The sequence below is a fragment of the Haliea sp. E17 genome, from assembly GCF_048323675.1.
In the GTDB taxonomy this organism is placed as follows: Bacteria; Pseudomonadota; Gammaproteobacteria; order Pseudomonadales; family Halieaceae; genus Mangrovimicrobium.
Genome location: NZ_JBLWFK010000003.1, coordinates 50,130 through 72,206 on the forward strand (window position 1 = coordinate 50,130; position 22,077 = coordinate 72,206).

Below are 22,077 nucleotides of genomic sequence, written 5' to 3' on the forward strand. Positions count from 1 at the left end.
TCTTACACCGGACAGGCTGTATCAATCTTGTTCAGGGTGGTCAGGATGGAAACGCCCTGGCGCACCGTGACTTCGGCGCCGGTGACCACATCGGTCGCCACGGCCTCGAACTCCCATACGGAAGCGGCACACATCGAGTAAACCCCGGGCGGCAGGTGGCAGGTCGCCTGGTCGGGGAAGTTGAATACGTCCAGTTCCACGTTCTTCTTGGGAATCACCGACACGCAGGTGGGCGTGGAAACCTGGACCGTAATATCAAAAATGCCATCACCGTTGGAGTCGTAGCATTTCCGGTTAGCCACTCCGCAGGAATTCAGGAATATCGAGGTCGGGCTATCGGCAAAACGTGAAGAACTCAAGGCTTCCTCGATCGCGGCAATCGCGGCAAAGCGCGCCTGTTCGCGGCTTTCCATGTTGCCGACGATTCGCAGGTTGGTCTGGGCGATATTGGACGCGGTGACTACCATCAGGGTAATCGCGATCAGCATGATCATGGCGATCACCATGACCACGCCGCGCTGGTTTTTGAAGGCATGAGCGGACATCAGTTGACCTCCCGTCTTCCGGCGATATTGCGCGTACTGATAGTGCGGGTGTAGAGCTGGCGGCGGAACGGTTTCAATGCCGCGGGCGGAGTATAGGCGTAGCCGCCGACCGTATAGCTGCGGTTGTCGGTAAACCCGGCACTGGCTTCGTGATTGCGCACAATCAAGCCGACGCGCACCATTACCACATCTTCCCAGCGGGCGTCATTGGGATCTGCAACGTTGGAGGCATAATCATCCACCTGGCTGTCGCCATCGGTATCCAGACCGTACTCGAAGCGCATCATTTCCACGTTTTCCACCAGCGCCTCGGAGGAGTAATCGTCCCCGGAAAGCTCCGCGCGGCGCAGGGTATCGTTGTCGTCGACGTAGTAGATTCGGCTGATGAACCTGTATTTTGGGGAGGGGTCAGCTGGGTTACAACTGCGTTTCAACAGGTCAAGATTGGAAAGGTTGGAATCAATTTTAAATGAATCCCCTGGTTTTAAGGCACTGGTGGAGTCAAAGCAGGCATGGACCTGGAGATGGTAATCACCCGCTGCAGCGGGGCAGCCGGTACTGCCGTTGGCGCAACTACTGGCTCGACGAACCGCCAGATAGTCGGTGTTTGCCTTGGTAGCAAAATCGGCAGGTGTACAGTCGATTGTGCCTTGTCCGCCCTGTATCGGAAAACCCATCGACAATTCAAGTTCGCCGGCGTCGGCAGGACAGATCGGTGAAGGACTGTTGGGGTCGAGGGAACCCCGCTCACCCCAGTAAGCGGCGTTGGTCACATCCGCCTCGATGGCACCCATGGCGAAGTTCGCCGCTTCCAGTTGGCGGCCGAAGCGCTCGAGTTCGTTGCGGGTGTTACTGTTGTTGGTGGCGATCTGCGTCACCCCCAGCATAATGATGGCACCCAGCGCCAGGGCGATCATGATCTCGATCAACCCGACTCCACGGCAATTCACGCGATGCATTTTTGAATAATGTTTCATCATGGGCTGTTCGGATCTTCCAGCAGATCTGCGAATACTGCGTCTACGATCGCCACCCTGCGGTAGGCATCGTCGGCGCCATATTGCCCCGTACCGCAGGGAGAACCTGGCGCCTGTGTCGCCGCGTTGCCCTGCCAGGCAACGGTCACCCGAATCCGGGTTTCACCGTCGGCGGAGCCGGCAATATTTTCGATACACCCGCGGGCAGCGGCAATGCTACCGACATTGATACCGGCCAGGGCCACGCCCTGCCCGGCGAGTATGTTGTTCCAGTCACAGAGATCGTAATCTGCCGTGGATAGCGCTGCGGGATCACATACCTGGGCCGGGAGCAGACCATACTGCTCACCCTCCGTGTACTCGCCGTCACGCGCCGCTGGCGCATTCACCTGCATGCGCTTGGCCATTTCCTCCGCCAACATCACCGCCTGACCACGCTGGTAGGCCTCCATTTGGCTTTGCAGGGAAAAAATCTGCAGCCCCGCCAGGCCCAGCAGTCCAATCGCTAGGATAACCAGGGTGATCAACACCTCGATGAGAGTGAACCCATGTGCGGATTTGCGATGACAGATTCCGTATCTCATGAGCAACTGTTGTCCAGGTAGCCGTTGACACTGAGTTTGAGGCAACGGGAGGCCGTGTAATCACCGGAACCCGCGGTCACCGTAAAGATCACCTCGCCCTCGGCCCTGCCGGATGCTTCGAAACCGACGGTTCCACCGGTGACAGCGATAGTCATGTCACCCGCCCCGGGCTGTTCGTGGGTAAGCAAGTCAGGCCTGCCGCCGCCGGCGGGATCTGGTATGAACCAACCAGTATTCCAGCCTCCGGCTGCCGGGCTCAGAACAACGTCGCGATTGCGTTTTACCGCTTCCGAGCGCGCGGTCATCAGTGCTATACGCAGGTCAGCCGTGGTTGTACGCATTCGCTGTTCGACGATGAAACCACGGAATGCCGGCGCACCGAGTGCGGCCAGAAAGGACAGGATCACCAGCACAATCATCAATTCGATGAGGGTGAACCCGCCGGCCCTTGACCTGCGCATTACCACGAATCGGCACCCCGCAATTTCTGGCCACTGCTATCGAGTGACAGGATGCCATCCTTGGTCTGCTTGCCTTTAGGGGTAGCCGTGATGGTGAAAGTAAAGGGGGGCGAATTCGGATCGACATTGGCGGCGATAGCCACGTCGTAATTGTTGGTTACCCGCTCCGGCTCAGTCACGTTGAGATCGTTGGGATCGTCGGTATAGGTGCGGGAGTCGTTAAACAGCAACTGCTGCCGTTGTGCCAGGTGCATCAGGTAGGCCTGAGCCTCGCCCCGATTGGCCTTGATAACGTGGTTCTGGTAGGACGGCAGTGCAATCGCCATCAGGACAGCGACTACAATCAACACCGTCATCAGTTCGATAAGCGAAAAACCACTGTGCTGTCGAATAGCAAACCCTGCACGCATAGCGCACTGCCCCCTGATTATTCTCATGACAGGCTAGCAGTATGCATGAACAGCGCCATTTATCACCGACAAATGGCGGAATTCTCCAGATAAACGGTAGCGGGGCCGGTATTCCGGCCCCGTATATGGTGGGATCAGCGCGCCGAGATGGCGGTGCCGCCGTCGGCGAAGTCGACCACGACGGTCTGCCCGGGCTCGAAGTCGCCGGCCAGGATGCGCTGGGCCAGGGGGTTCTCCAGTTCCTGCTGGATCGCCCGCTTCAGCGGCCGCGCACCGTACACCGGGTCGAAGCCCGCCTCGACCAGGTGGTCCATGAAGGCATCGGAGATGTCGAGCTGCAGTTCGCGTTCGGCGAGCCGCTTGCGCAGGCCCTGCAGCTGGATCTCGGCGATGCCGCGGATCTGGCTCTGCTGCAGCGGGTGGAATACCACTGTCTCGTCGATGCGGTTGATGAACTCCGGCCGGAAGTGCTGCCCGACCACGGTCATCACTGCGCTCTTCATCCTGGCGTAGTTTTCCTCCCCGGCCAGCTCCTGGATGATGTCGGAGCCAAGGTTGGAGGTCATCACTACCACCGTGTTGCGGAAGTCCACGGTGCGACCCTGGCCATCGGTCAGGCGGCCGTCTTCGAGCACCTGCAACAGGATGTTGAAGACGTCCGGGTGGGCCTTTTCCACCTCATCGAGCAGCAGCAGCGAATAGGGGCGGCGGCGCACGGCTTCGGTCAGGTAGCCGCCCTCCTCGTAGCCCACATAGCCGGGGGGCGCGCCGATCAGCCGCGACACGGAGTGCTTCTCCATGAACTCGGACATGTCCACCCGCACCATGGCCTGCTCGGAATCGAACAGGAACTCGGCCAGTGCCTTGCACAGCTCGGTCTTGCCCACCCCGGTCGGGCCGAGGAACAGGAAGGAACCGTTGGGACGGTTGGGATCGGAGAGGCCCGCCCGGGAGCGGCGCACGGCGTTGCTGACCGCAACGACCGCCTCGTCCTGGCCGACCACCCGGCTGTGCAGCGCATCTTCCATGCGCAGCAGTTTCTCGCGGTCGCCTTCCAGCATCTTGGCGATCGGGATACCAGTCCAGCGGGAGACCACCTCGGCCACCTCCTCGTCGGTGACCTTGTTGCGCAGCAGGGTCATGCTGCGCTCGGCGCTCTCCGCCTCGTGGGCTTCCGCCAGTTGCTTCTCCAGTTCGGGAATACGCCCGTACTGCAGCTCGGACATCTTGCTGAGGTCGCTGGCGCGGCGCGCGGCTTCCAGTTCCAGCTTCACCTGCTCCAGCTCGCTCTTGATCTCGGCGGCGCCCTGCAGGGAAGCTTTCTCCGCCTTCCACACTTCTTCCAGGTCGGAATACTCGCGCTCGATCTTTTCGATTTCCTCGTCCAGCTGGTCGAGCTGCTTCTTCGATGCGGGGTCCTTGTCTTTCTTCACCGCCTCGCGCTCGATCTTCAGCTGGATCAGGCGCCGCTCCAGGCGGTCCATGGATTCCGGCTTGGAATCGATTTCCATGCGGATGCGGCTGGCCGCCTCGTCGATCAGGTCGATGGCCTTGTCCGGCAGCTGGCGGTCGGTAATGTAGCGCTGGGACAGCTTCGCCGCGGCGATGATCGCGCTGTCGGTGATGTCCACGCCGTGGTGCACCTCGTAGCGCTCTTTCAGACCGCGCAGGATCGCGATGGTGTCCTCTTCGTTGGGCTCGTCCACCAGCACCTTCTGGAAGCGGCGCTCCAGCGCGGCGTCCTTCTCGATGTACTGGCGGTACTCGTCCAGGGTGGTGGCGCCGACACAATGCAGTTCGCCACGAGCGAGGGCCGGCTTGAGCATGTTGCCGGCATCCATGGAGCCTTCGGCCTTGCCGGCGCCGACCATGGTGTGCAGTTCGTCGATGAACAGGATGATGCGGCCCTCCTGCTTGGAGAGCTCGTTCAGAACAGCCTTCAGGCGCTCCTCGAAATCACCGCGGAACTTGGCGCCGGCCAGCAGCGCGCCCATGTCGAGGCTGAGCACCCGCTTGTCTTTCAGGCTCTCGGGCACCTCACCGTTGACGATACGCTGGGCCAGGCCTTCGACAATCGCAGTCTTGCCCACCCCGGGCTCACCGATCAGTACCGGGTTGTTCTTGGTGCGGCGCTGCAGCACCTGGATGGTGCGGCGAATTTCGTCATCGCGGCCGATCACCGGGTCGAGCTTGCCCTGCTCGGCGCGCTCGGTCAGGTCGACAGTGTATTTTTCCAGAGCCTGGCGGGACTCTTCCGCCTCCGGGTTGTTCACGCTTTCTCCTCCACGTACTTGCGCAATGGCCGTTTTCAGGGCCTGTGCATTGACCCCGCAGTCCGCCAGGATGCCGGCCGCGCGGTGTTTGCCTTCGAGCATGGCCAGCAGCACCAGCTCACTGGATATATAGCTGTCCCCGCCCTGCTGGGCGAGCTTGTCGGCGAGGTTGAGCACCCGGCCCAGGTCCTGGGAGAGGTGCACGTCGCCCCCCGTGCCGCTGACTTTGGGCATGGCCTCCAGCGCATCCTGTACCTCGGTGCGCAGGCGCGCGACATCGGCGCCGGCCTTCTGCAGCAGCGGCCGTGAAGAACCGCCGCTCTGCTCCAGCAGGGCCGCCAGCAGGTGTACCGGCTCGATAAAGTTGTGGTCCTTGCCCAGTGCCAGCGACTGGGCATCCGCCAGTGCTGTCTGCAGCTGGTTGGTGAGTTTATCCATTCGCATTTAAAAATCCTCTGGCCAACCGGGTCATCGGTGGCTGTAGTCTAGTCTGCGAATGGATATGCGGCCTTAAATCCCTATTTCAAGCAGGGACAAATTTATTCTGTGCCGGGATTGATACAGATCACAGTCGCCATGCGGCCGCTTTGTTCGCCGTCCCGGCGGTAGGAATAGAAGCGCGCGGGGTCGTTGAAGGTACACAGCCCGCCGCCGGTGATGTCGGTGACGCCAAGCCGCTGCAGGCGACCACGCGCGAGGGCGTACATATCGCCCAGGTAGTGCCCTTCCCGGCCCGCGGCCCGGAACGCGGATGGCGCATCGCCCGCATCGATGAAGGCCCGGTAGACTTCGGGGCCCAGTTCGAAGGCTTCCGGCCCGATAGAGGGGCCCATCCATGCAATTATTTGCACAGAATCGACAGGCATCGCCGCCACGGTGGCCTCCAGTACCCCGTCGAGCAGCCCGCGCCAGCCGGCATGCGCCGCCGCCACTACCCTGCCGTCGCGGCTGGCGAACAACACCGGCAGGCAATCCGCCGTCATGACCGAGCAGACGGCCCCCGGCTGGTTACTCCAGCTGGCATCCGCGTCGGGGATGCCGGTTTCCACCCCCGCCTTGACCACGCGCGTGCCATGTACCTGACGCAGCCACTGCACCCGGCTGCCGCGGGGCAACAGGGAGGCCAGCGCCTCCCGGTTGGCAGCCACCGCCGCGGGGTCATCGCCGACGTGATCACCGAGATTGAAGCTGTCCCAGGGGGCGGTGCTGTGGCCGCCCGCCCGGGTGGTGGTGAAGGCGGTAACGCCCGGCACCGACCAGTCCGGTTCCAGTAATTCAAACACGGGCGCCCTCCACCGGGTCCTCTGCTGCAAGTATCTCCAGCAGGCTGGCGATGTCCTCGGGCAGTGGGCATTCAAAGTACAGTTCCTCACCACTTTCCGGGTGGAACAGGCCCAGCGCCCGCGCGTGCAGCGCCTGGCGGGGGAAGTGTCGCAGCGTATCGATCAGCAGGTCGGACGCGCCCGGCGGGATGCGCGGACGGCCGCCGTAGACCGGGTCGCCGATCAGCGGGTTGTGGCGGTGCGCCATGTGCACGCGAATCTGGTGGGTGCGCCCGGTCTCCAGGTTGACCGTGAGCGAGGTGTGGTGACCGAAGCGCTGGTGAATCCGGTAGTGGGTGACAGCGGGTTTGCCGCCGTGCACCACCGCCATCTTCTTGCGCTGCTTGGGATGCCGGCCGATGGGTTCCTTCACGCTCCCGCCGCCGGTCAGGGCGCCGACGCAGACGGCGCGGTACTCGCGCTTCACCGTGCGCTCCTGCAGCTGGGCGACCAGGTCGCCGTGGGCCAGCAGGCTCTTCGCGGCGACCATGATGCCGGAGGTTTCCCGGTCCAGCCGGTGCACGATACCGCCCCGGGGCAGCAGCTCCATCTCCGGCGCATGCGCCAGCAGGGCATTCACCAGTGTGCCGTCCGCATGCCCCGCCGCCGGGTGCACCACCAGCCCGGCGGGTTTGTTGAGTACCAGAATGTGCTCATCCTCGTAGACGATATCCAGCGCGATCGGCTGGGCGGCCCAGCCCACCGCGGCCTCCAGCACGGTATCGATGACCAGTACCGCGCCCTCGCGCACCTTGTCCCGGGGCCGCATGGAGACCCCGTCCACCTGCAACTCTCCCGCCTTGATCCACTCCTGCAGTCGGGAGCGGGAGTACGCCGGAAATAACTGTGCCGCAGCCTGGTCCAGCCGCTCCCCTGCCATCTCTGCGGGGACCACCGCCTGCTGCTGTATTTTCTCGCCCATGGTTTACCTGTTTAAGCGCTCACGAGGCTATGGTTAAATAGCCGCCTTGAATATTAACACGCTGCCCCGCAAACACTGGTGAGTTCCTTGAGACACGTTCTGCTTCTCCTCCTCAGCCTGGTGCTGATCGCCTGCTCCAGCAACGACGAATTGCCCGATATCGGCGCCGACAGCGGCGAGCAGGATATCTATGAGCAGGCACAGAAGCACCTGCGCTCCAGTAACTGGGACATGGCCATCCGCAACCTGCAGGCGCTGGAATCCCGCTATCCCTTCGGCCGCTACGCCGAACAGGCCCAGCTGGAGCTGATCTACGCCCACTACCAGGGCTATGAACGCGAGGCGGCAGTGGAGGCCGCGGACCGCTTTATCCGCCTGCACCCCGCCCACCCCAACGTGGACTACGCGTACTACATGAAGGGCCTGGCGGCCTACAACGTCAACACGGACTTCTTCGACCGCTTCCTGCCCACCGACGCCGCGGAGCGGGACATCAACCCGCTGAAGGAGGCCTTCGCCCAGTTCAGCCAGCTGGTCACCCGCTACCCGGACAGCCCCTACGCAGCCGACGCCCGCGCGCGCATGGTCTACCTGCGCAATGTGCTGGCCCGCCACGAGATCATCGTCGCCAACTACTACTTCCGCCGCGGCGCCTACATGGCGGCGGTGAACCGCGGCCGCTACGTGGTCGAACACTTCCAGCAGTCGCCGGCGGTAGCCGACGGGCTGGCGGTGATGGCCCAGGGCTACATCCTCCTGGGCATGAACGACCTGGCGCAGGATTCCATCGATGTGCTGGCCAAGAACTACCCGGACCACCCGAATATCGACAAGAACGGCGAGTTCAAGAGTGTCTATACGCTGGATGGCCTGCAGCGCAACTGGATCAACAAGCTGACCTTCGGCCTGTTCTTCCCGCCAACACCGCCGCAGTTTGATAACCGGCCGAAGATGTGCCGGGATTGCTGAGGGCTCCCATTTTCGAAATCTGCTATTCGGAACTTCTTTATTAATCCGTATTAGCATTGTGAGTGTATTTCTCGCTTTGGCGGTGTTGGGACGCTGTAGCCCGGGCCGCCTTAGCAAGTGTCACCTCCCGGGACCGAAACTGGGGCTCCGTAGTACGGGCCGCCGAAGCTATTATCGCTCTCCGGGACCGCCAAAAAGCGCACATCCATGTCCAGGCTCGGTGGTTCGTCATGTCACACCAGCTTTGATGTGCTCGGAATAGCCAGCACTCCCCCTGTACAGGCAGAACTTTCCATTCTGGATTTAAGGTTCGAAGCTCGATGTATATCGCATCATCCAAGGGAGGACTGCTTGCTGTATATCCCCTCCGGAAAACGTCCGAGGCCATGGATGGCCGAGGCCGAGCTGCCATGGATGGCGCTTTTGCGGTTTTCAGGAGGGGATATACAGTAAGCAGGCCGGGCGAGTGGCACCCCGCCGTACGCAACTGGAACCAGAAGTCCCCCTGAGGGCACCGACCGGCGGATACCTCAGCCCCAAGTCAATCCCCGATCCGCCAGCCAGAAGTAATCGGATAGCGCCGATCCCGGCCGAAGCCGCGCCGGGTGATGCGGACACCCACCGGGGCCTGCCGGCGCTTGTATTCGTTGAGGTCCACCAGCCGCACCACGCGGGTGACCGCCTCGCGCTCCAGACCCTCGGCAATGATCGCCTCGGCACTCATATCGCGTTCCACGTACATCTCGAGGATACGGTCCAGCACATCGTAGGGTGGCAGGCTGTCCTCGTCCTTCTGGTCGGGCGCCAGTTCCGCCGAGGGCGGCCGGTCGATGACCCGCTGGGGGATGCAGGGGCCCAGGGAGTTGCGGTAGCGGCAGAGTTCGTAGACGAGGGTTTTCGGCACGTCCTTGATCGGGTCGAAGCCGCCCGCCATATCGCCGTAGAGGGTGGAATAGCCCACCGCCAGTTCGCTCTTGTTGCCGGTGGTCAGTACCAGGCTGCGCTTCTTGTTGGAGATGGACATCAGCAGGACGCCGCGGCAGCGGGCCTGCAGGTTTTCCTCGGTGGTGTCGGGGGCGAGGCCTTCGAACTCAGTCTTCAGTGCCGCCATGAAGGTCTCGTAGATCGGTTCGATGGAAATGACCTTGTGGCCGACGCCGAGGATGCGCGACTGTTCGGCGGCGTCCTCCACGCTCATTTGCGCGGTGTAGCGGAAGGGCATCATTACCGCTTCGACCCGCTCCGGGCCGAGGGCTTCCACGGCGATCGCCAGGGTCAGCGCAGAGTCGATACCGCCAGACAGCCCGAGGACCACGCCGGGGAAGCGGTTCTTGTTGACGTAGTCGCGCACGCCCAGCACCAGGGTCTGCCAGATGGCCTCCAGTTCATCCAGCGGCGGGGCGACAGACAGCCCGCTGAAGGGCTGCTGTGCGCCGTGCTGGTAGTGCAGCCAGTACTCGCCCTCGACGAAATTGGGGGCCGCCGCGGCGACCTCGCCGGCGCCGGTCACGGCAAAGGAACCACCATCGAAGACCAGCTCGTCCTGCCCGCCCACCTGGTTGACGTAGACGATGGGCAGGCTGGATTCCCGGGCGCGCTGCCCGACCAGCGCCCAGCGCTCGCCGCGCTTGCCCCGGTGATAGGGGGAGGAGTTCAGGTTGAGCAGCAGTTCGGCGCCCGCCGCCGCGGCCATGGCGGTGGGTTCGGCTTCCCAGATGTCCTCGCAGATACTGAGGCCTACCGGGATGCCATCGATGTCGACGACGCAGGGCTGGTCGCCCGGGACGAAGTAGCGTTTCTCGTCGAAGACTTCATAGTTTGGCAGGCGTTGTTTGCGGTACTCGGCGACCAGCTGGCCGTCGTGTATCACGCCGGCGACGTTGTACAGGTGGCTGCCCTCACGGCGCGGGTAACCGATGACCACCCAGGCCTGCGCGGGCAGTTCCGCAAACAGGCGGTTCAGGGAACGATTGACGCGAATTTCCACACTGGGCCGCAGCAGGAGGTCTTCCGGGGGATAGCCGCAGAGGGTCAATTCCGGGAAAACAATGACCGGTGACGCGTGGCTCTCCACCGCCCGCCGGGCGCTCTCGATGACCCGTTCGGTATTGCCGTCGAAATCACCCACGAGGGTGTTTATCTGGGCGATCAGGATGTCCAGGCTTGCCATATTGCTGCTCGGTTCGGTTAAACGCGGGGAGCGCTATTTTCCGCAAATCTCCGGCTGATCGCCAGCCCGAATCCGCCCCAAGCCTGATAGACTGTTGCGCAACGACGCGAAGAATCCGGATAAGAAGCGCAAACCGACGTGAATCGCCCTGCCATCATCACCCGCCCCGCGGCCAGAACGACGCCGCAAAAGGCCACCCCGTTCCGGATCTATCTCGCGTATCGGGCGCTGATCTCCATCGTGCTGCTGATCATGCTGGTCAGCCCGAACACCCGGCAAATGGTCGGCATCCTGTTCCCCCAGCTCTATCTCTGGGTCGCGCTGGCCCACCTGGCGAGCAATATCCCGCTGGTTGCCCTGCTCGGCCGCCCCATGGGCCCGCGCCTGATGCTCACCGTGTTCGCCGCGGATATTGTCAGTATAACGTTGATGGGCCACGCCAGCGGCGGCATTATCAGCGGCCTGCCGGTACTGATGGTGATCACCGTCGCGGCCAGCGCCGTACTGCTGACCAACCGCACCCTGGCCACCCTGGTGGCGGCGTTGAGCGCCCTCGCCCTGCTCGGCGATACCGGCTGGTTTATCGCCGCCGGCATCCGTGATATCCGCTCGATTTTTCCCGCGGGAATTCTCGGCGGCCTGATGTTCCTGGTGTCCTTCATGGTGCAGATCGTCGTGCAACGCCTGGGACGGGCAGAGGAACTCGCCCGCGCCAGGGCCAGTGACCTGTATGACCTGCAGCGCCTGAATGAACAGATCGTGCAGCACATGGAGACCGGTATCCTGCTGGTGGGCAGTGACGGGGCGGTGCGGGTCATGAACCGCGCGGCGTCGGTGCTGCTGGTGCCGGAACGCCCGGTATTCATGGACCAGGGCCGGCAGCTGGCGGACTACTGCGTCGAACTCGCCTACCAGTTCCAGCAGTGGCGCGACACCGGCCAACACCGCCCCACGCCGTTTGCCGTTGCCGAGGATTGCCCGACGGTCATCGCCCACTTCCGCGAACTGCAACCCAGCAGCCGCCGGGAAACCCTGGTCTTCGTGGAGGACTACACCCCGGTAACCCAGTACGCCCAGTCGCTCAAGCTGACCTCTCTGGGGCGGCTGACCGCCAGTATCGCCCACGAGATCCGCAACCCCCTCGGCGCGATCAGCCACGCCGCCCAGTTGCTGCAGGAATCGGACGAACTGGCGCCGGGCGACCAGCGCATGGCGCAGATCATCCAGTCACACTGCGAGCGGGTGAACCAGATCGTCGAGAGCGTGATGCAGATTTCCCGGCGCGAGCCGCCAAAACCGGAATTCCTCACCCTCGATACCTGGATCACCGGGTTCGTCGCCGAATACCTCGAGGGCCTGAAAAGCCCGGCCGAGGTGACCGTGGACTGTTCCTATCGGGAACTGCTGATCGAATTCGACCCGGGCAACCTGCGCCGGGTACTGACCAACCTGCTGGACAACGCCCTGCGCCACTCCGGCATGGCCACCGGCAGGGAAACCGCGCGGATCGAGGTTGACCTGGTGTTTCCCACCCACCAGTGCGTCATCAATGTGATCGATAGTGGCAGCGGCGTCCCCCGCGCCGACCAGTCCAAGCTGTTTGAGCCGTTTTTTACCACCGTGGAGGAAGGCAGCGGGCTGGGCTTGTTCCTGTGCAAGGAATTGTGTGAAATCAACAACGCCATCCTCAGCTACCGGCCGACAGACAGCGGTGAGAGCTGCTTCCGTATTTCCCTGAACCAGAGAGCAATGTAAATGCCACCCCAGCGAGTCCTGATTGTCGACGACGAACCCGATATTCGCGAACTGCTGGATATCACCCTCTCGCGGATGGGCCTGGAAACCCTGAGTGCGGCAACCCTCGGCGAGGCGCGAACCCTGGTGATCGAATCCTCGCCGGACCTGTGCCTCACCGACATGAAACTGCCCGACGGCAACGGCATCAACCTCGTGGAATTCATCCAGCAGGAGCACGCCCACATTCCAGTCGCCATGATTACCGCCCACGGCAGCGTGGAAACCGCGATAACCGCGCTCAAGGCCGGAGCCTTCGATTTCATCAGCAAGCCGATCGAACTGGAAGTGCTGCGCAAGCTGGTCAGCAATGCCCTGCAACTCGGCGAATCCGACAACCGCCAACACACCGACACCGGGCAGGACCTGATCGGTGAAACCGCGGCGGTCCGGACCCTGCGCAAGCAGATCGGCAAGCTGGCGCGCAGCCAGGCGCCGGTACATATCCGCGGGGAATCCGGCAGCGGCAAGGAGGTGGTGGCCCGCCTGATTCACAGCAATGGCCCGCGCTCGGGCAACAATTTCGTCGCGGTCAACTGCGGCGCGATCCCGCCGGACCTGATGGAAAGCGAGCTCTTCGGTCACCGCAAAGGCAGTTTCACCGGCGCCACCAGCGACAAGCCCGGCCTGTTCCAGGTGGCGGCAGGCGGCACGCTGTTCCTCGACGAGGTCGCCGACCTGCCGCTGCCGATGCAGGTCAAGCTGCTGCGCGCGATCCAGGAAAAGGTCATCCGCCCGGTGGGCGCCAGTGAGGAGCAAGCGACGGATGTGCGCATCCTCAGCGCCACCCACAAGGACCTCGCCGCGGAGGTGGAGGCCGGCCGCTTCCGCAACGACCTGTACTACCGCATCAACGTGATCGACCTCCATGTCCCCAGCCTGCGCGAGCGGATGGCGGACCTGCCCGCGCTGGCCCGCCACCTGCTGCAGAAAATCGCCAGCGCCCACGGGGCCAGCAACATTCGCCTGGATGCCTCGGCGATCGAGGCGCTCAAAGGCTACAGTTTCCCCGGCAACATTCGCGAACTGGAGAACATCCTGGAACGCTCGATGGCCCTGGCGGAAGACGATGTGATCACCGCGGATGACCTGCAGTTCTCGCAGATGTCGCCGCGCAGCCCGACGGCCCGCACCCGGAAATCCGATCGCGACGGCAGTCTCAGCTGGTCGGTGGAGGAGGCCTACGGGGACCTGGAAGGCTATCTCGAGGACATCGAAAAGCAGATTCTCAGCAGTGCGCTGGAGGAGTCGCGCTGGAACAAGACGGCGACGGCGAAGTTGCTGGGGATCAGCTTTCGGAGTTTGCGCTACCGGTTGAAGAAGTTGGGGCTGGATGATTAGTGTTTAAAATGGCTTCTTTTGTTACTGAGGTATGGTCCAGCTTGGCATGGGAGTGACATTCCCGGGCCGCTGAAGCATATACCCCGCGCCGGGACCGCCAAAAAGCGTACATCCATGTACAGGCTCGGCCTCGGACATCCTGCCCTCGGACGCCCCGGCGCGGGGTATATGCTTCAACGTCCCTACCTTTAGTGCCAAAAATACTTGTGTGAAATTGCGTTCTGACAACCATCCGGAACTCACTTTTGCGTCGAGCTGCCAAATATCATGACTATTCACCTGGTCTGAATTTACTCGTGACACTCCCCCCACCCCCGCTCCAGCCTGGGCCGACCGACGATATTCAACACAATATTGAACGACTCGATTTCAGGTCTGCGGGAAGAGCAGAACATCAGCGTGCGGTTGCGTGACGAGGTGCCGTCGGGGCGATAGACGATCTTCTCCGCGGAATTCCGGGTGCCGGCACGATTGGTGAGGGTATAACCGGAAGGCAGAGCTTCAGCGGCGAGCAGCAGCGGCTCGTCGGTATCGAGCTCCCGGTTGCCATTGGTATCCGGAAAGATCACCCAGCCATCGCCAAAGGCGCCTTCGCAGGCGCGCTTGCCACCGCCGTGGAATCCCGAAGGGCACATGATGACCGGACGGTTGCGTTTGATGGCTTCGCTGCGGGTCAGCAGGATGTCGCCGAGCACGCGGTACATCTGCGAGCGCATGCGGGTGGTCTCCAGCAGGTGCTGGAACCCGGGTAATCCTATGCCCAGCAGCAGGCCAACCAGGCTCACTACGACAAGTAGTTCGACCAGGGTGAAACCGGCGCGAGCGCGCTGTAATCCGTCCATGGAACTGCCCTCCTCCGGCCAGCTTAGCCGGCGCGGGAGGGGGTGCTACGAAATGGATGCTATTGGCGGAATGTGGCCGCAGCGGATGGGTACGGTGGCGCGATCAGAGCTCGACGGCGTCGATCCGCAACTCCCGCGGCAGCGAGAAGGTCACGTTCTCCGGGCGCCCTTCGATTTCCTCGGGGGATTCGGCGCCCAGTGCCATCAGGCCTTCGATCACACCCTGCACGAGGTTTTCAGGCGCAGATGCGCCAGCGGTCACGCCGACGCTCTGTTTGCCCTGTAGCCAGGTGGAATCGATATCCTCCGCGCCGTCCAGCAGGTAGGCCTCGGCGCCCATGCGCTCGGCCAGTTCCCGCAGGCGGTTGGAGTTCGAGGAGTTGGGCGAACCCACCACCAGCACCAGGTCGCAGACCTCCGCGAGCTGGCGGACGGCGTCCTGGCGGTTCTGGGTGGCGTAGCAGATATCGTCCTTGCGCGGCCCTTCGATCTGCGGAAAGCGCTCGCGCAGCAGGTCGATGACCCGGGCGGTATCGTCCATGGACAGTGTGGTCTGGGTGACGTAGGACAGGCGTTCCGGGTTCCGGACCTGCAGTTTCGCAGCCTGTACCTCGTCTTCCACGAGGTAGATTTCGCCCCCGGCGGAATGATCGTACTGGCCCATGGTACCTTCCACTTCGGGATGCCCCGCGTGGCCTATCAGGATGCACTCGCGGCCCGCGGCGCTGAAGCGGGCGACCTCGATATGCACCTTGGTCACCAGCGGGCAGGTCGCGTCAAACACGCGCAGCTGGCGGCGCTCGGCCTCCTGGCGCACTTGCTGGGAAACGCCGTGGGCGCTGAAGATAACGATCCTGTCGTCGGGAACCTCTTCCAGTTCGTCGACGAAAATCGCCCCGCGGGAGCGCAGGTCCTCTACCACGAACTTGTTGTGGACGACTTCGTGGCGCACGTAGATCGGCGCGCCGAACACTTCCAGCGCGCGGTTGACGATGTCGATCGCCCGGTCGACACCGGCACAGAATCCGCGGGGATTGGCGAGGCGGATTTTCATCAGTGCAGCTCCAGGGGCTCCACCCGGTGAATCAGCACATCGAACAGTATAGTCCGGCCGGCCAGGGGATGATTGAAGTCGACGGTCACGTCGTCATCGTCAAAGGCGATGATCATGCCCGGCAACTCACCGCCACTGGCGTCGGCAAAGGAAAACACCAGGCCGATTTCCAGCTCGGCATCCGGGTCGAAGTTGTCCCGCTTGATGCGCTGGACGTTCTGCTCGTTGGGCTGGCCGAAGGCATCCTCCGGCGGCACGGTAAACATCTGCCGTTCGCCCGCACTCATGCCGAAAATCCGGCGTTCGAATCCGGGCAGCAGGGAGCCGTCACCGACGGCAAAATCCACCACGTCGGTGCCGAAGTTGGAATCCACCTCGGAGCCGTCTTCCAGGCTGACGGAAAAATTCAGGAACACGCGAGTGCCCTCGGAGACTGGAACGCTGCAGTCGGTCATGCTTTCTCCTGCCCCCGGTGAAGGAAGCTGTCGAGTATCAGGCAGCCGGCGCCGACGGTGATCGCCGAGTCGGCCAGGTTGAAGGTGGGAAAGTACCAGCCCTGCCAGTGTACGGAAATAAAATCCACCACGTGGCCGAGCACGACCCGGTCCCAGAGATTGCCCAGCGCACCACCCAGTATCAGGCCCAGGCCCAGGGCCAGCAGCCACTGCGCGCGCGGCACGAAAAACAGCCAGGCGGCGATGGCCACGCTCATGGCCACCGCGATGCCGGTGAAAAACCAGCGCTGCCAGCCACCGGCGTCGCTGAGGAAACTGAAGGCCGCGCCGGGGTTGTGGTGCAGGGTCAGGTCGAACCAGAAAAACACCGGCACCGGGCGCGCGTATTCCAGCTGCGCGCTGGCCAGCCCCTTGGTGTACTGGTCCAGCAACACCACCACCAGCGCCAGCACGTACCAGCGCAGCACTCGAATACGCTCAGGCAAAACGGCGTTGCTCGCCTTCGCCGTCGACATTTTCCACGCAGCGACCACAGAGGGTCGGGTGGGCGGCGATGCTGCCCACATCCGGGCGGCGGTGCCAGCAGCGCTCGCACTTCTCGTCGCCGGATACCGCCACCTGCAGGCACAGGCCATCGATCTCGGTGCCCGCGACCTCCGCTGGCGCATCAGCCAGCGGCGCCAGCGCCGCACCGGAGGTAATCAGTACGAAGCGCAGTTCCTCGCCGAGTTCACCCAGCGCGGCCAGCAGGTCGTCGCTGCAGTACAGGGTCACGCTGGTGTCGAGGGAGCCGCGCACCTTGCCCGCGGTCCGCTGCACTTCGATTTCCTTGTTGACCGCGTCGCGCACTGCCATCACCTGGCGCCAGTAGTCACGGCCCATGGCCGCGCCGTCCGCGAGGCGGGCGAGCTGCGGGTACCACTCCACCAGGAACACCGACTCGGCGCGTTCGCCGGGCAGGTTTTCCCAGATTTCCTCGGCGGTGAAGCTGAGGATGGGCGCAATCCAGCGCACCAGGGCTTCACCAATGTGGAACATGGCGGTCTGCGCTGAGCGCCGCGCCACCGAATCCGCACGGGTGGTGTACTGGCGGTCCTTGATCACGTCGAGGTAGAAACCGCCGAGGTCGCCGGCACAGAAGTTATGCAGCTTGTGGTAGATCTGGTGGAAGTGGAAGTTCTCGTAATCCCGCTGCAGCTCTTCCTGCAGCGCGGCTGCGCGGTCCACCGCCCAGCGATCCAGCGAGAGCATCTCGCCCGCTGCCAGTGCGTCCACCGCCGGGTCGAAGCCGTTGAGGTTGGAGAGCAGGAAGCGCGCGGTATTGCGGATGCGCCGGTAGGCGTCGCCGGTGCGCTTGAAGATTTCGTCGGAGACCGCGATTTCGCCGCGGAAGTCCGCCCCCGCCACCCACAGGCGCAGGATGTCGGCGCCCTGGTCGTTCATCGCCTTCTTCGCCGGGATGATATTGCCGATGGACTTGGACATCTTGCGGCCCTGGCCATCCACGGTGAAACCGTGGGTGAGCACGGTTTTGTAGGGGGCTTCCCCGTAGGCGCCAATACCGGTGAGCAGGGAGGACTGGAACCAGCCGCGGTGCTGGTCGGAACCTTCCAGGTACAGGTCCGCCGGGGCCTGCAGGCCCTCGCGCTGGCGCAGCACGCAGGCGTGGGTGACGCCGGAGTCGAACCAGACATCCAGCGTGTCGGTGATCTTGTCGTAGTCCGCCGCCTCGTCGCCGAGCAGTTCCACCGGTTCGAGGTCAAACCAGGCGTCGATGCCCGCCTCCTCGATACGCAGGGCCACCTGCTCGATGAGTTCCGCAGTGCGCGGGTGCAGCGCGCCGCTTTCCCGGTGCACGAACAGGGTGATCGGCACACCCCAGGTGCGCTGGCGGGAGATACACCAGTCCGGCCGGCTGGCCAGCATGCTGTCGATGCGGGCCTTGCCCCAGTCCGGCAGCCACTGGACTTTCTCCACCGCCGCTTTCGCCGCGTCCAGCAGGCCGTTCTGCTGCATGCTGACGAACCACTGCGGCGTGGCGCGGAAGATGATCGGGGTCTTGTGGCGCCAGCAGTGCGGGTAGCTGTGCTCGTACTGCTCGTGGTGCAGCAGCACGCCGCGCGCCTGCAGCAGTTCGACGATTTCCGGGTTGGCCTTCATCACGTGCTGGCCGGCGAAAAACTGGGTTTCCGGCAGGTAGACACCGTTACCGCCCACCGGGTTGTAGACCTCGATACCGTAGGCCTGGCCGACCACGAAGTCGTCCTGGCCGTGGGCCGGCGCGGTGTGCACGGCGCCGGTGCCGGCCTCGGTGGTGACGTGTTCGCCGAGGACCACCGGCACCTGGCGGTCGAGGAAAGGATGCTGCAGCAACTGCCGGTCCAGCGCCGCGCCCTTGCAGCGGCCCAGGACGGTCAGCACGGGCAGGCCGTAACGGGCAACACAGCTCTCGGCCAGTTCCTCCGCCACCAGCAGGGCGCGCCCCTCGCCCTCGATCAGCAGGTAATCGAGCTCCGGGTGCAGGCTCACCGCCATGCTGGCGGGCAGGGTCCAGGGGGTGGTGGTCCAGATGGGGATGGCGATCTCGCCGGCGTAGGCACTGCCGCAGGCGGCGTTGAAGGCCGCGGGATCGACGGCGGCATAGGCCACGTCGATCGCCGGTGAATGCTTGTCCTTGTACTCCACCTCGGCCTCGGCCAGCGCGGAGCCACAATCGGTACACCAGTGCACCGGCTTGAAGCCCTTGTGCAGGTGGCCGTTGTCGACGATGCGCCCGAGGGTGCGCACGATGTCCGCCTCGAAGCGGAAATTCATGGTCAGGTAGGGGTCGAACCAGTCGCCCAGTACACCCATGCGCATGAAATCCTCGCGCTGGGCGTCCACCTGGCTGGAGGCGTATTCGCGGCATTTCTGGCGGAATTCCGCCGGGCTGACCTTGCCGCCGGGCTTGCCGACCTTTTTCTCGACGTTGAGCTCGATGGGCAGGCCGTGGCAGTCCCAGCCCGGCACGTAGGGCGCGTCGAAGCCTGCCAGCGTGCGCGACTTGACGATAATGTCCTTGAGGATCTTGTTGACCGCGTGGCCCACGTGCAGCTCGCCATTGGCGTAGGGCGGGCCGTCATGGAGGATATATTTGGGCTTGCCGGCGCTGGCCGCGCGGATCTTGCCGTACAGGTCCATGTCCTGCCACTGTTGCAGGCGCTGCGGCTCCCGCTGGGCCAGGCTGGCTTTCATCGGGAATGCCGTCTGCGGCAGGTTCAGGGTGTCTTTGTAATCACTCATAGGGCTCTAATCATGCCAGTTGCCCGGCGAACCAGGCGCGTGTGTTGTCTATATCCCGCAGGATGTTCGCTTTCAGTTCCTCGAGCGAATCGAATTTCCGTTCCTCGCGCAGTTTGTGGCGGAAACAGACCGAAATATGCCGGCCGTACAGGCTGACCTGGCGGTCCAGCAGGTGCACTTCCAGGTTGGCCGTAATACTGTCGTCCACCGTGGGCCGTACGCCGACATTGGCGACGCCCATGGCCCGCTCGAGGCCGGCGCCGCTGACTTCCACCACGTACACCCCGGACAGGGGTGCCCGCAGCCGGAACAGCTGCATGTTGGCGGTCGGCACACCGAGCGAACGCCCCAGTTGCCGGCCGTAGACCACCTTGCCGCTGATGGTGTACGGGCGCCCCAGCAGCCTTTCCGCCAGCTCGAAATCGGCCTCTTCAAGCACTTCGCGAATACGGGTGCTGCTCACCCGCTCGCCGTCGCACTCGCGGGTGGGTGTGGAGCAGGCTTCGAATCCCTGCACCCTGCCCTGCTCCTGGATGAAACCCAGGTCGCCCTGGCGAGCCCGGCCGAAACGGAAATCGTCACCCAGCACCACGTAGCGCACACCCAGCCCCTCGACAAACACCTGCCGCACGAAATCGGCGGCGGACAGGTTGCGCAGGTGCTCGTTGAAGCGAATCCGCAGCAGGCGGTCGATCCCGAGTTCCTCCAGCGCGAGGAACTTCTCGCGGAAGCTCATGATCCGCGGCGGCGCCTCCAGTGGCGCCAGGTACTCTCGCGGCAACGGTTCGAAGACGATCACCACCGAGGGCAGCTTGAGTTCTGCCGCCTTCTCCTTGAGATGCGCCAGTACTGCCTGGTGCCCGAGATGGACCCCGTCAAAGGCGCCGATTGTGGCGACACAACCGCGGTGTTTTGGCCGCAAATTGTGCAGGCCGCGTATCAGCTCCATCGGATCTGGGTCTGCCCGGTCAAAAGTAAGCGGGCAATTATAGCGAATCGGGGGGGCAGCGAAAACGTGGATATGACCGGAGATGTCCGCAGGCGTCGATACGGCCTGCCCGGGGGGCCAGGCGGAAATTCATAACGCGTCACACCCCTACCGGCGCCCGCAAATGCCGCAGCCGCGTCCCGCACGCCAGGTGGACCAGCAGGTACACCCCCACACCAGCGCCACACAGCAGGGCCATCTGCAGCCCCCGCTGGGCTACCCCCCAGCCGAGCCAGCTGTCCACCGGCGCAGTCAGGTACAGCAGCACCGCGCACATCGCCACTGTCGCCAGGCCCAGGCGCAGCATGAAGCCCGCCCAGCCCCGCTGCCAGTGGAAGACCCCGCGCAGCAGCAGGCCGCGCAGCAGCAGCCCCGCATTGAGCCAGGCCGCCAGGCTGGTCGCCAGGGCGAGCCCGACGTGGCCGATGTTGTAGTAATACATCAGCGGCAAAACGAGGACGAGGTTCAGCACCATGTTGGCGACCATGGCCACGATGCCGATCTTCACCGGGGTCCGGGTGTCCTTGCGGGCATAGAAACCGGGGGCCAGTACTTTCACCAGCATGAAGGCCAGCAGCCCCAGGCTGTAGGCGCGCAGGCTGAGGGCGGACATGGTGACGTCGTTGGCGGTGAGTTCGCCGTACTGGAACAGGGTGACCAGGATCGGCTCCGCCAGCAGTACCAGTGCCAGCGCCGAGGGGATTCCGATCAGCAGGATGCAGCGCATGGCCCAGTCGAGGGTGCTGGCGAACCGCTCCTCCCGGGCCGCGGCACGGTGGGCGGAGAGGTTGGGCAGGATGACGGTGGCGATGGCCACGCCGAAGACGCCCAGCGGCAATTCGGAGAGGCGGTCGGAGTAGTACAGCCAGGAGATGCTGCCGGTGGGCAGGAAGGAGGCGAGCACGGTGTCCAGCAGCAGGTTGATCTGGCTGACCGAAACGCCGAACAGGGCCGGCACCATCAGCTTGAGGATGCGCCGCACGCCCTCGTCGCGGGTATCCCAGACGGGGCGCGGTACCAGGTCCAGCCGGTAGAGGCTGGGCAACTGGAACAGCAGCTGGACGATACCGGCAAAGAACACCCCCCAGGCCAGCGCATACACCGGCTCCGAGAACCAGGGTGAGGCGACGATGGCGGCAAAGATCAGCGAGAGGTTGAGGAATACCGGGGTAAACGCCGGCACGGCAAAGCGCCCGTAACTGTTGAGCACGGCGCCACAGAACCCGGTCATCGAGATCAGCAGCAGGTAGGGGAAAGTGATGCGGATCAGCTGGGCAGTCAGTTCAAATTTCTCGCCCTGGCCGATGAAGCCCGGCGCAAACAGCATCGCCACCAGCGGCGATGCTGCCACGGTCAGCGAGGTGAGCAGCAACAGGGCACCGCCCAGCACCCCCGCGGTGCGGTTGACCAGCGCCTGGACCGCGGCGTGGGGCCCCTCCTCCTTGTAATCCGCCAGTACCGGCACGAAGGCCTGGGAAAAGGCGCCCTCGGCGAACAGGCGGCGCAGGAAGTTGGGAATCTTGAAGGCGATGAAGAAGGCGTCGGCGTTGGCGCTGGCGCCGACGAAACTGGCGATCACCACGTCCCGCAACAGGCCGAGCACCCGGGAGATCATGGTCATGGCGCCGACCAGTGCGCTGGAGCGCAACAGGCCGGGTCTGGGCTTGGCCGCGGATTCCGACACGGAA

At 63.7% G+C, this 22,077-nt stretch carries 19 protein-coding genes; 3 read left to right on the top strand and 16 right to left on the bottom strand.

Annotated elements, in window-relative coordinates; genetic code table 11:
• Positions 1–2 precede the first annotated feature (2 nt).
• The 8 genes from ACNKU3_RS08880 to rluD form a co-directional block, all read right to left on the bottom strand.
• Complete coding sequence (locus tag ACNKU3_RS08880) at positions 3–545, bottom strand: pilus assembly PilX family protein (protein ID WP_418259088.1); 543 nt, start codon at positions 543–545, stop codon at positions 3–5.
• Positions 545–1,525: a PilW family protein gene (locus tag ACNKU3_RS08885; RefSeq protein WP_418259089.1), complete on the bottom strand. Its 981-nt coding sequence runs from the start codon at positions 1,523–1,525 to the stop codon at positions 545–547. The genes ACNKU3_RS08880 and ACNKU3_RS08885 overlap by 1 nt, the downstream gene beginning before the upstream one ends.
• A complete protein-coding gene (pilV, locus tag ACNKU3_RS08890; protein WP_418259090.1) occupies positions 1,522–2,106 on the bottom strand; it encodes a type IV pilus modification protein PilV in 585 nt (194 codons plus the stop codon). The genes ACNKU3_RS08885 and pilV overlap by 4 nt, the downstream gene beginning before the upstream one ends.
• The gene (locus ACNKU3_RS08895; protein WP_418259091.1) at positions 2,103–2,567 is read right to left on the bottom strand and encodes a GspH/FimT family pseudopilin; all 465 of its coding nucleotides are present in this window, start codon (positions 2,565–2,567) and stop codon (positions 2,103–2,105) included. Before ACNKU3_RS08895 ends, pilV begins: the two co-directional genes overlap by 4 nt.
• Entirely contained in the window at positions 2,567–3,004 is a 438-nt protein-coding gene (locus tag ACNKU3_RS08900) for a type IV pilin protein (protein WP_418259092.1), read from the bottom strand. The genes ACNKU3_RS08895 and ACNKU3_RS08900 overlap by 1 nt, the downstream gene beginning before the upstream one ends.
• Before the next feature lie 107 nt (positions 3,005–3,111).
• Positions 3,112–5,694, bottom strand: a complete 2,583-nt coding sequence (clpB, locus tag ACNKU3_RS08905) for an ATP-dependent chaperone ClpB (protein ID WP_418259093.1) — start codon at positions 5,692–5,694, stop codon at positions 3,112–3,114.
• 95 nt (positions 5,695–5,789) lie between these two features.
• Positions 5,790–6,533, bottom strand: coding sequence for a peptidoglycan editing factor PgeF (pgeF, locus tag ACNKU3_RS08910; protein WP_418259094.1), 744 nt, complete (start codon positions 6,531–6,533; stop codon positions 5,790–5,792).
• Positions 6,526–7,494: a 23S rRNA pseudouridine(1911/1915/1917) synthase RluD gene (rluD, locus tag ACNKU3_RS08915; protein WP_418259095.1), complete on the bottom strand. Its 969-nt coding sequence runs from the start codon at positions 7,492–7,494 to the stop codon at positions 6,526–6,528. Before rluD ends, pgeF begins: the two co-directional genes overlap by 8 nt.
• Before the next feature lie 87 nt (positions 7,495–7,581).
• Here rluD and ACNKU3_RS08920 point away from each other — a divergent pair, with 87 nt between their 5' ends.
• Positions 7,582–8,463, top strand: a complete 882-nt coding sequence (locus tag ACNKU3_RS08920) for an outer membrane protein assembly factor BamD (RefSeq protein WP_418259096.1) — start codon at positions 7,582–7,584, stop codon at positions 8,461–8,463.
• Positions 8,464–9,004: 541 nt separating this feature from the next.
• On the opposite strand, the gene ACNKU3_RS08925 is transcribed toward ACNKU3_RS08920, so the two are convergent.
• On the bottom strand, positions 9,005–10,633 hold the full coding sequence (locus ACNKU3_RS08925; protein WP_418259097.1) for an NAD+ synthase: 1,629 nt from the start codon (positions 10,631–10,633) through the stop codon (positions 9,005–9,007).
• A gap of 138 nt (positions 10,634–10,771) precedes the next feature.
• Here ACNKU3_RS08925 and ACNKU3_RS08930 point away from each other — a divergent pair, with 138 nt between their 5' ends.
• Both ACNKU3_RS08930 and ACNKU3_RS08935 read left to right on the top strand, forming a co-directional pair.
• Positions 10,772–12,388, top strand: a complete 1,617-nt coding sequence (locus tag ACNKU3_RS08930) for a sensor histidine kinase (RefSeq protein WP_418259098.1) — start codon at positions 10,772–10,774, stop codon at positions 12,386–12,388.
• The gene (locus ACNKU3_RS08935) at positions 12,389–13,768 is read left to right on the top strand and encodes a sigma-54-dependent transcriptional regulator (protein ID WP_418259099.1); all 1,380 of its coding nucleotides are present in this window, start codon (positions 12,389–12,391) and stop codon (positions 13,766–13,768) included.
• 290 nt (positions 13,769–14,058) lie between these two features.
• Here the strand turns inward: ACNKU3_RS08935 and ACNKU3_RS08940 are convergent, their stop codons facing one another.
• The 7 genes from ACNKU3_RS08940 to murJ form a co-directional block, all read right to left on the bottom strand.
• Positions 14,059–14,610 (bottom strand): GspH/FimT family protein, encoded by a 552-nt coding sequence (locus tag ACNKU3_RS08940; RefSeq protein WP_418259100.1) that lies wholly within the window; start codon positions 14,608–14,610, stop codon positions 14,059–14,061.
• A 103-nt stretch (positions 14,611–14,713) separates the two neighbouring features.
• Complete coding sequence (gene ispH / locus ACNKU3_RS08945) at positions 14,714–15,664, bottom strand: 4-hydroxy-3-methylbut-2-enyl diphosphate reductase (protein WP_418259101.1); 951 nt, start codon at positions 15,662–15,664, stop codon at positions 14,714–14,716.
• Complete coding sequence (locus ACNKU3_RS08950) at positions 15,664–16,119, bottom strand: FKBP-type peptidyl-prolyl cis-trans isomerase (protein ID WP_418259102.1); 456 nt, start codon at positions 16,117–16,119, stop codon at positions 15,664–15,666. Before ACNKU3_RS08950 ends, ispH begins: the two co-directional genes overlap by 1 nt.
• On the bottom strand, positions 16,116–16,604 hold the full coding sequence (gene lspA, locus ACNKU3_RS08955) for a signal peptidase II (RefSeq protein ID WP_418259103.1): 489 nt from the start codon (positions 16,602–16,604) through the stop codon (positions 16,116–16,118). The genes ACNKU3_RS08950 and lspA overlap by 4 nt, the downstream gene beginning before the upstream one ends.
• The gene (gene ileS, locus ACNKU3_RS08960) at positions 16,597–19,401 is read right to left on the bottom strand and encodes an isoleucine--tRNA ligase (protein ID WP_418259104.1); all 2,805 of its coding nucleotides are present in this window, start codon (positions 19,399–19,401) and stop codon (positions 16,597–16,599) included. Before ileS ends, lspA begins: the two co-directional genes overlap by 8 nt.
• 10 nt (positions 19,402–19,411) lie before the next feature.
• Positions 19,412–20,350 carry a bifunctional riboflavin kinase/FAD synthetase gene (gene ribF / locus ACNKU3_RS08965; RefSeq protein ID WP_418259105.1) on the bottom strand — a complete coding sequence of 313 codons (939 nt, stop codon included), beginning with the start codon at positions 20,348–20,350 and terminating at the stop codon, positions 19,412–19,414.
• A gap of 139 nt (positions 20,351–20,489) precedes the next feature.
• Positions 20,490–22,073, bottom strand: a complete 1,584-nt coding sequence (gene murJ / locus ACNKU3_RS08970; RefSeq protein ID WP_418259106.1) for a murein biosynthesis integral membrane protein MurJ — start codon at positions 22,071–22,073, stop codon at positions 20,490–20,492.
• Positions 22,074–22,077 lie beyond the last annotated feature (4 nt).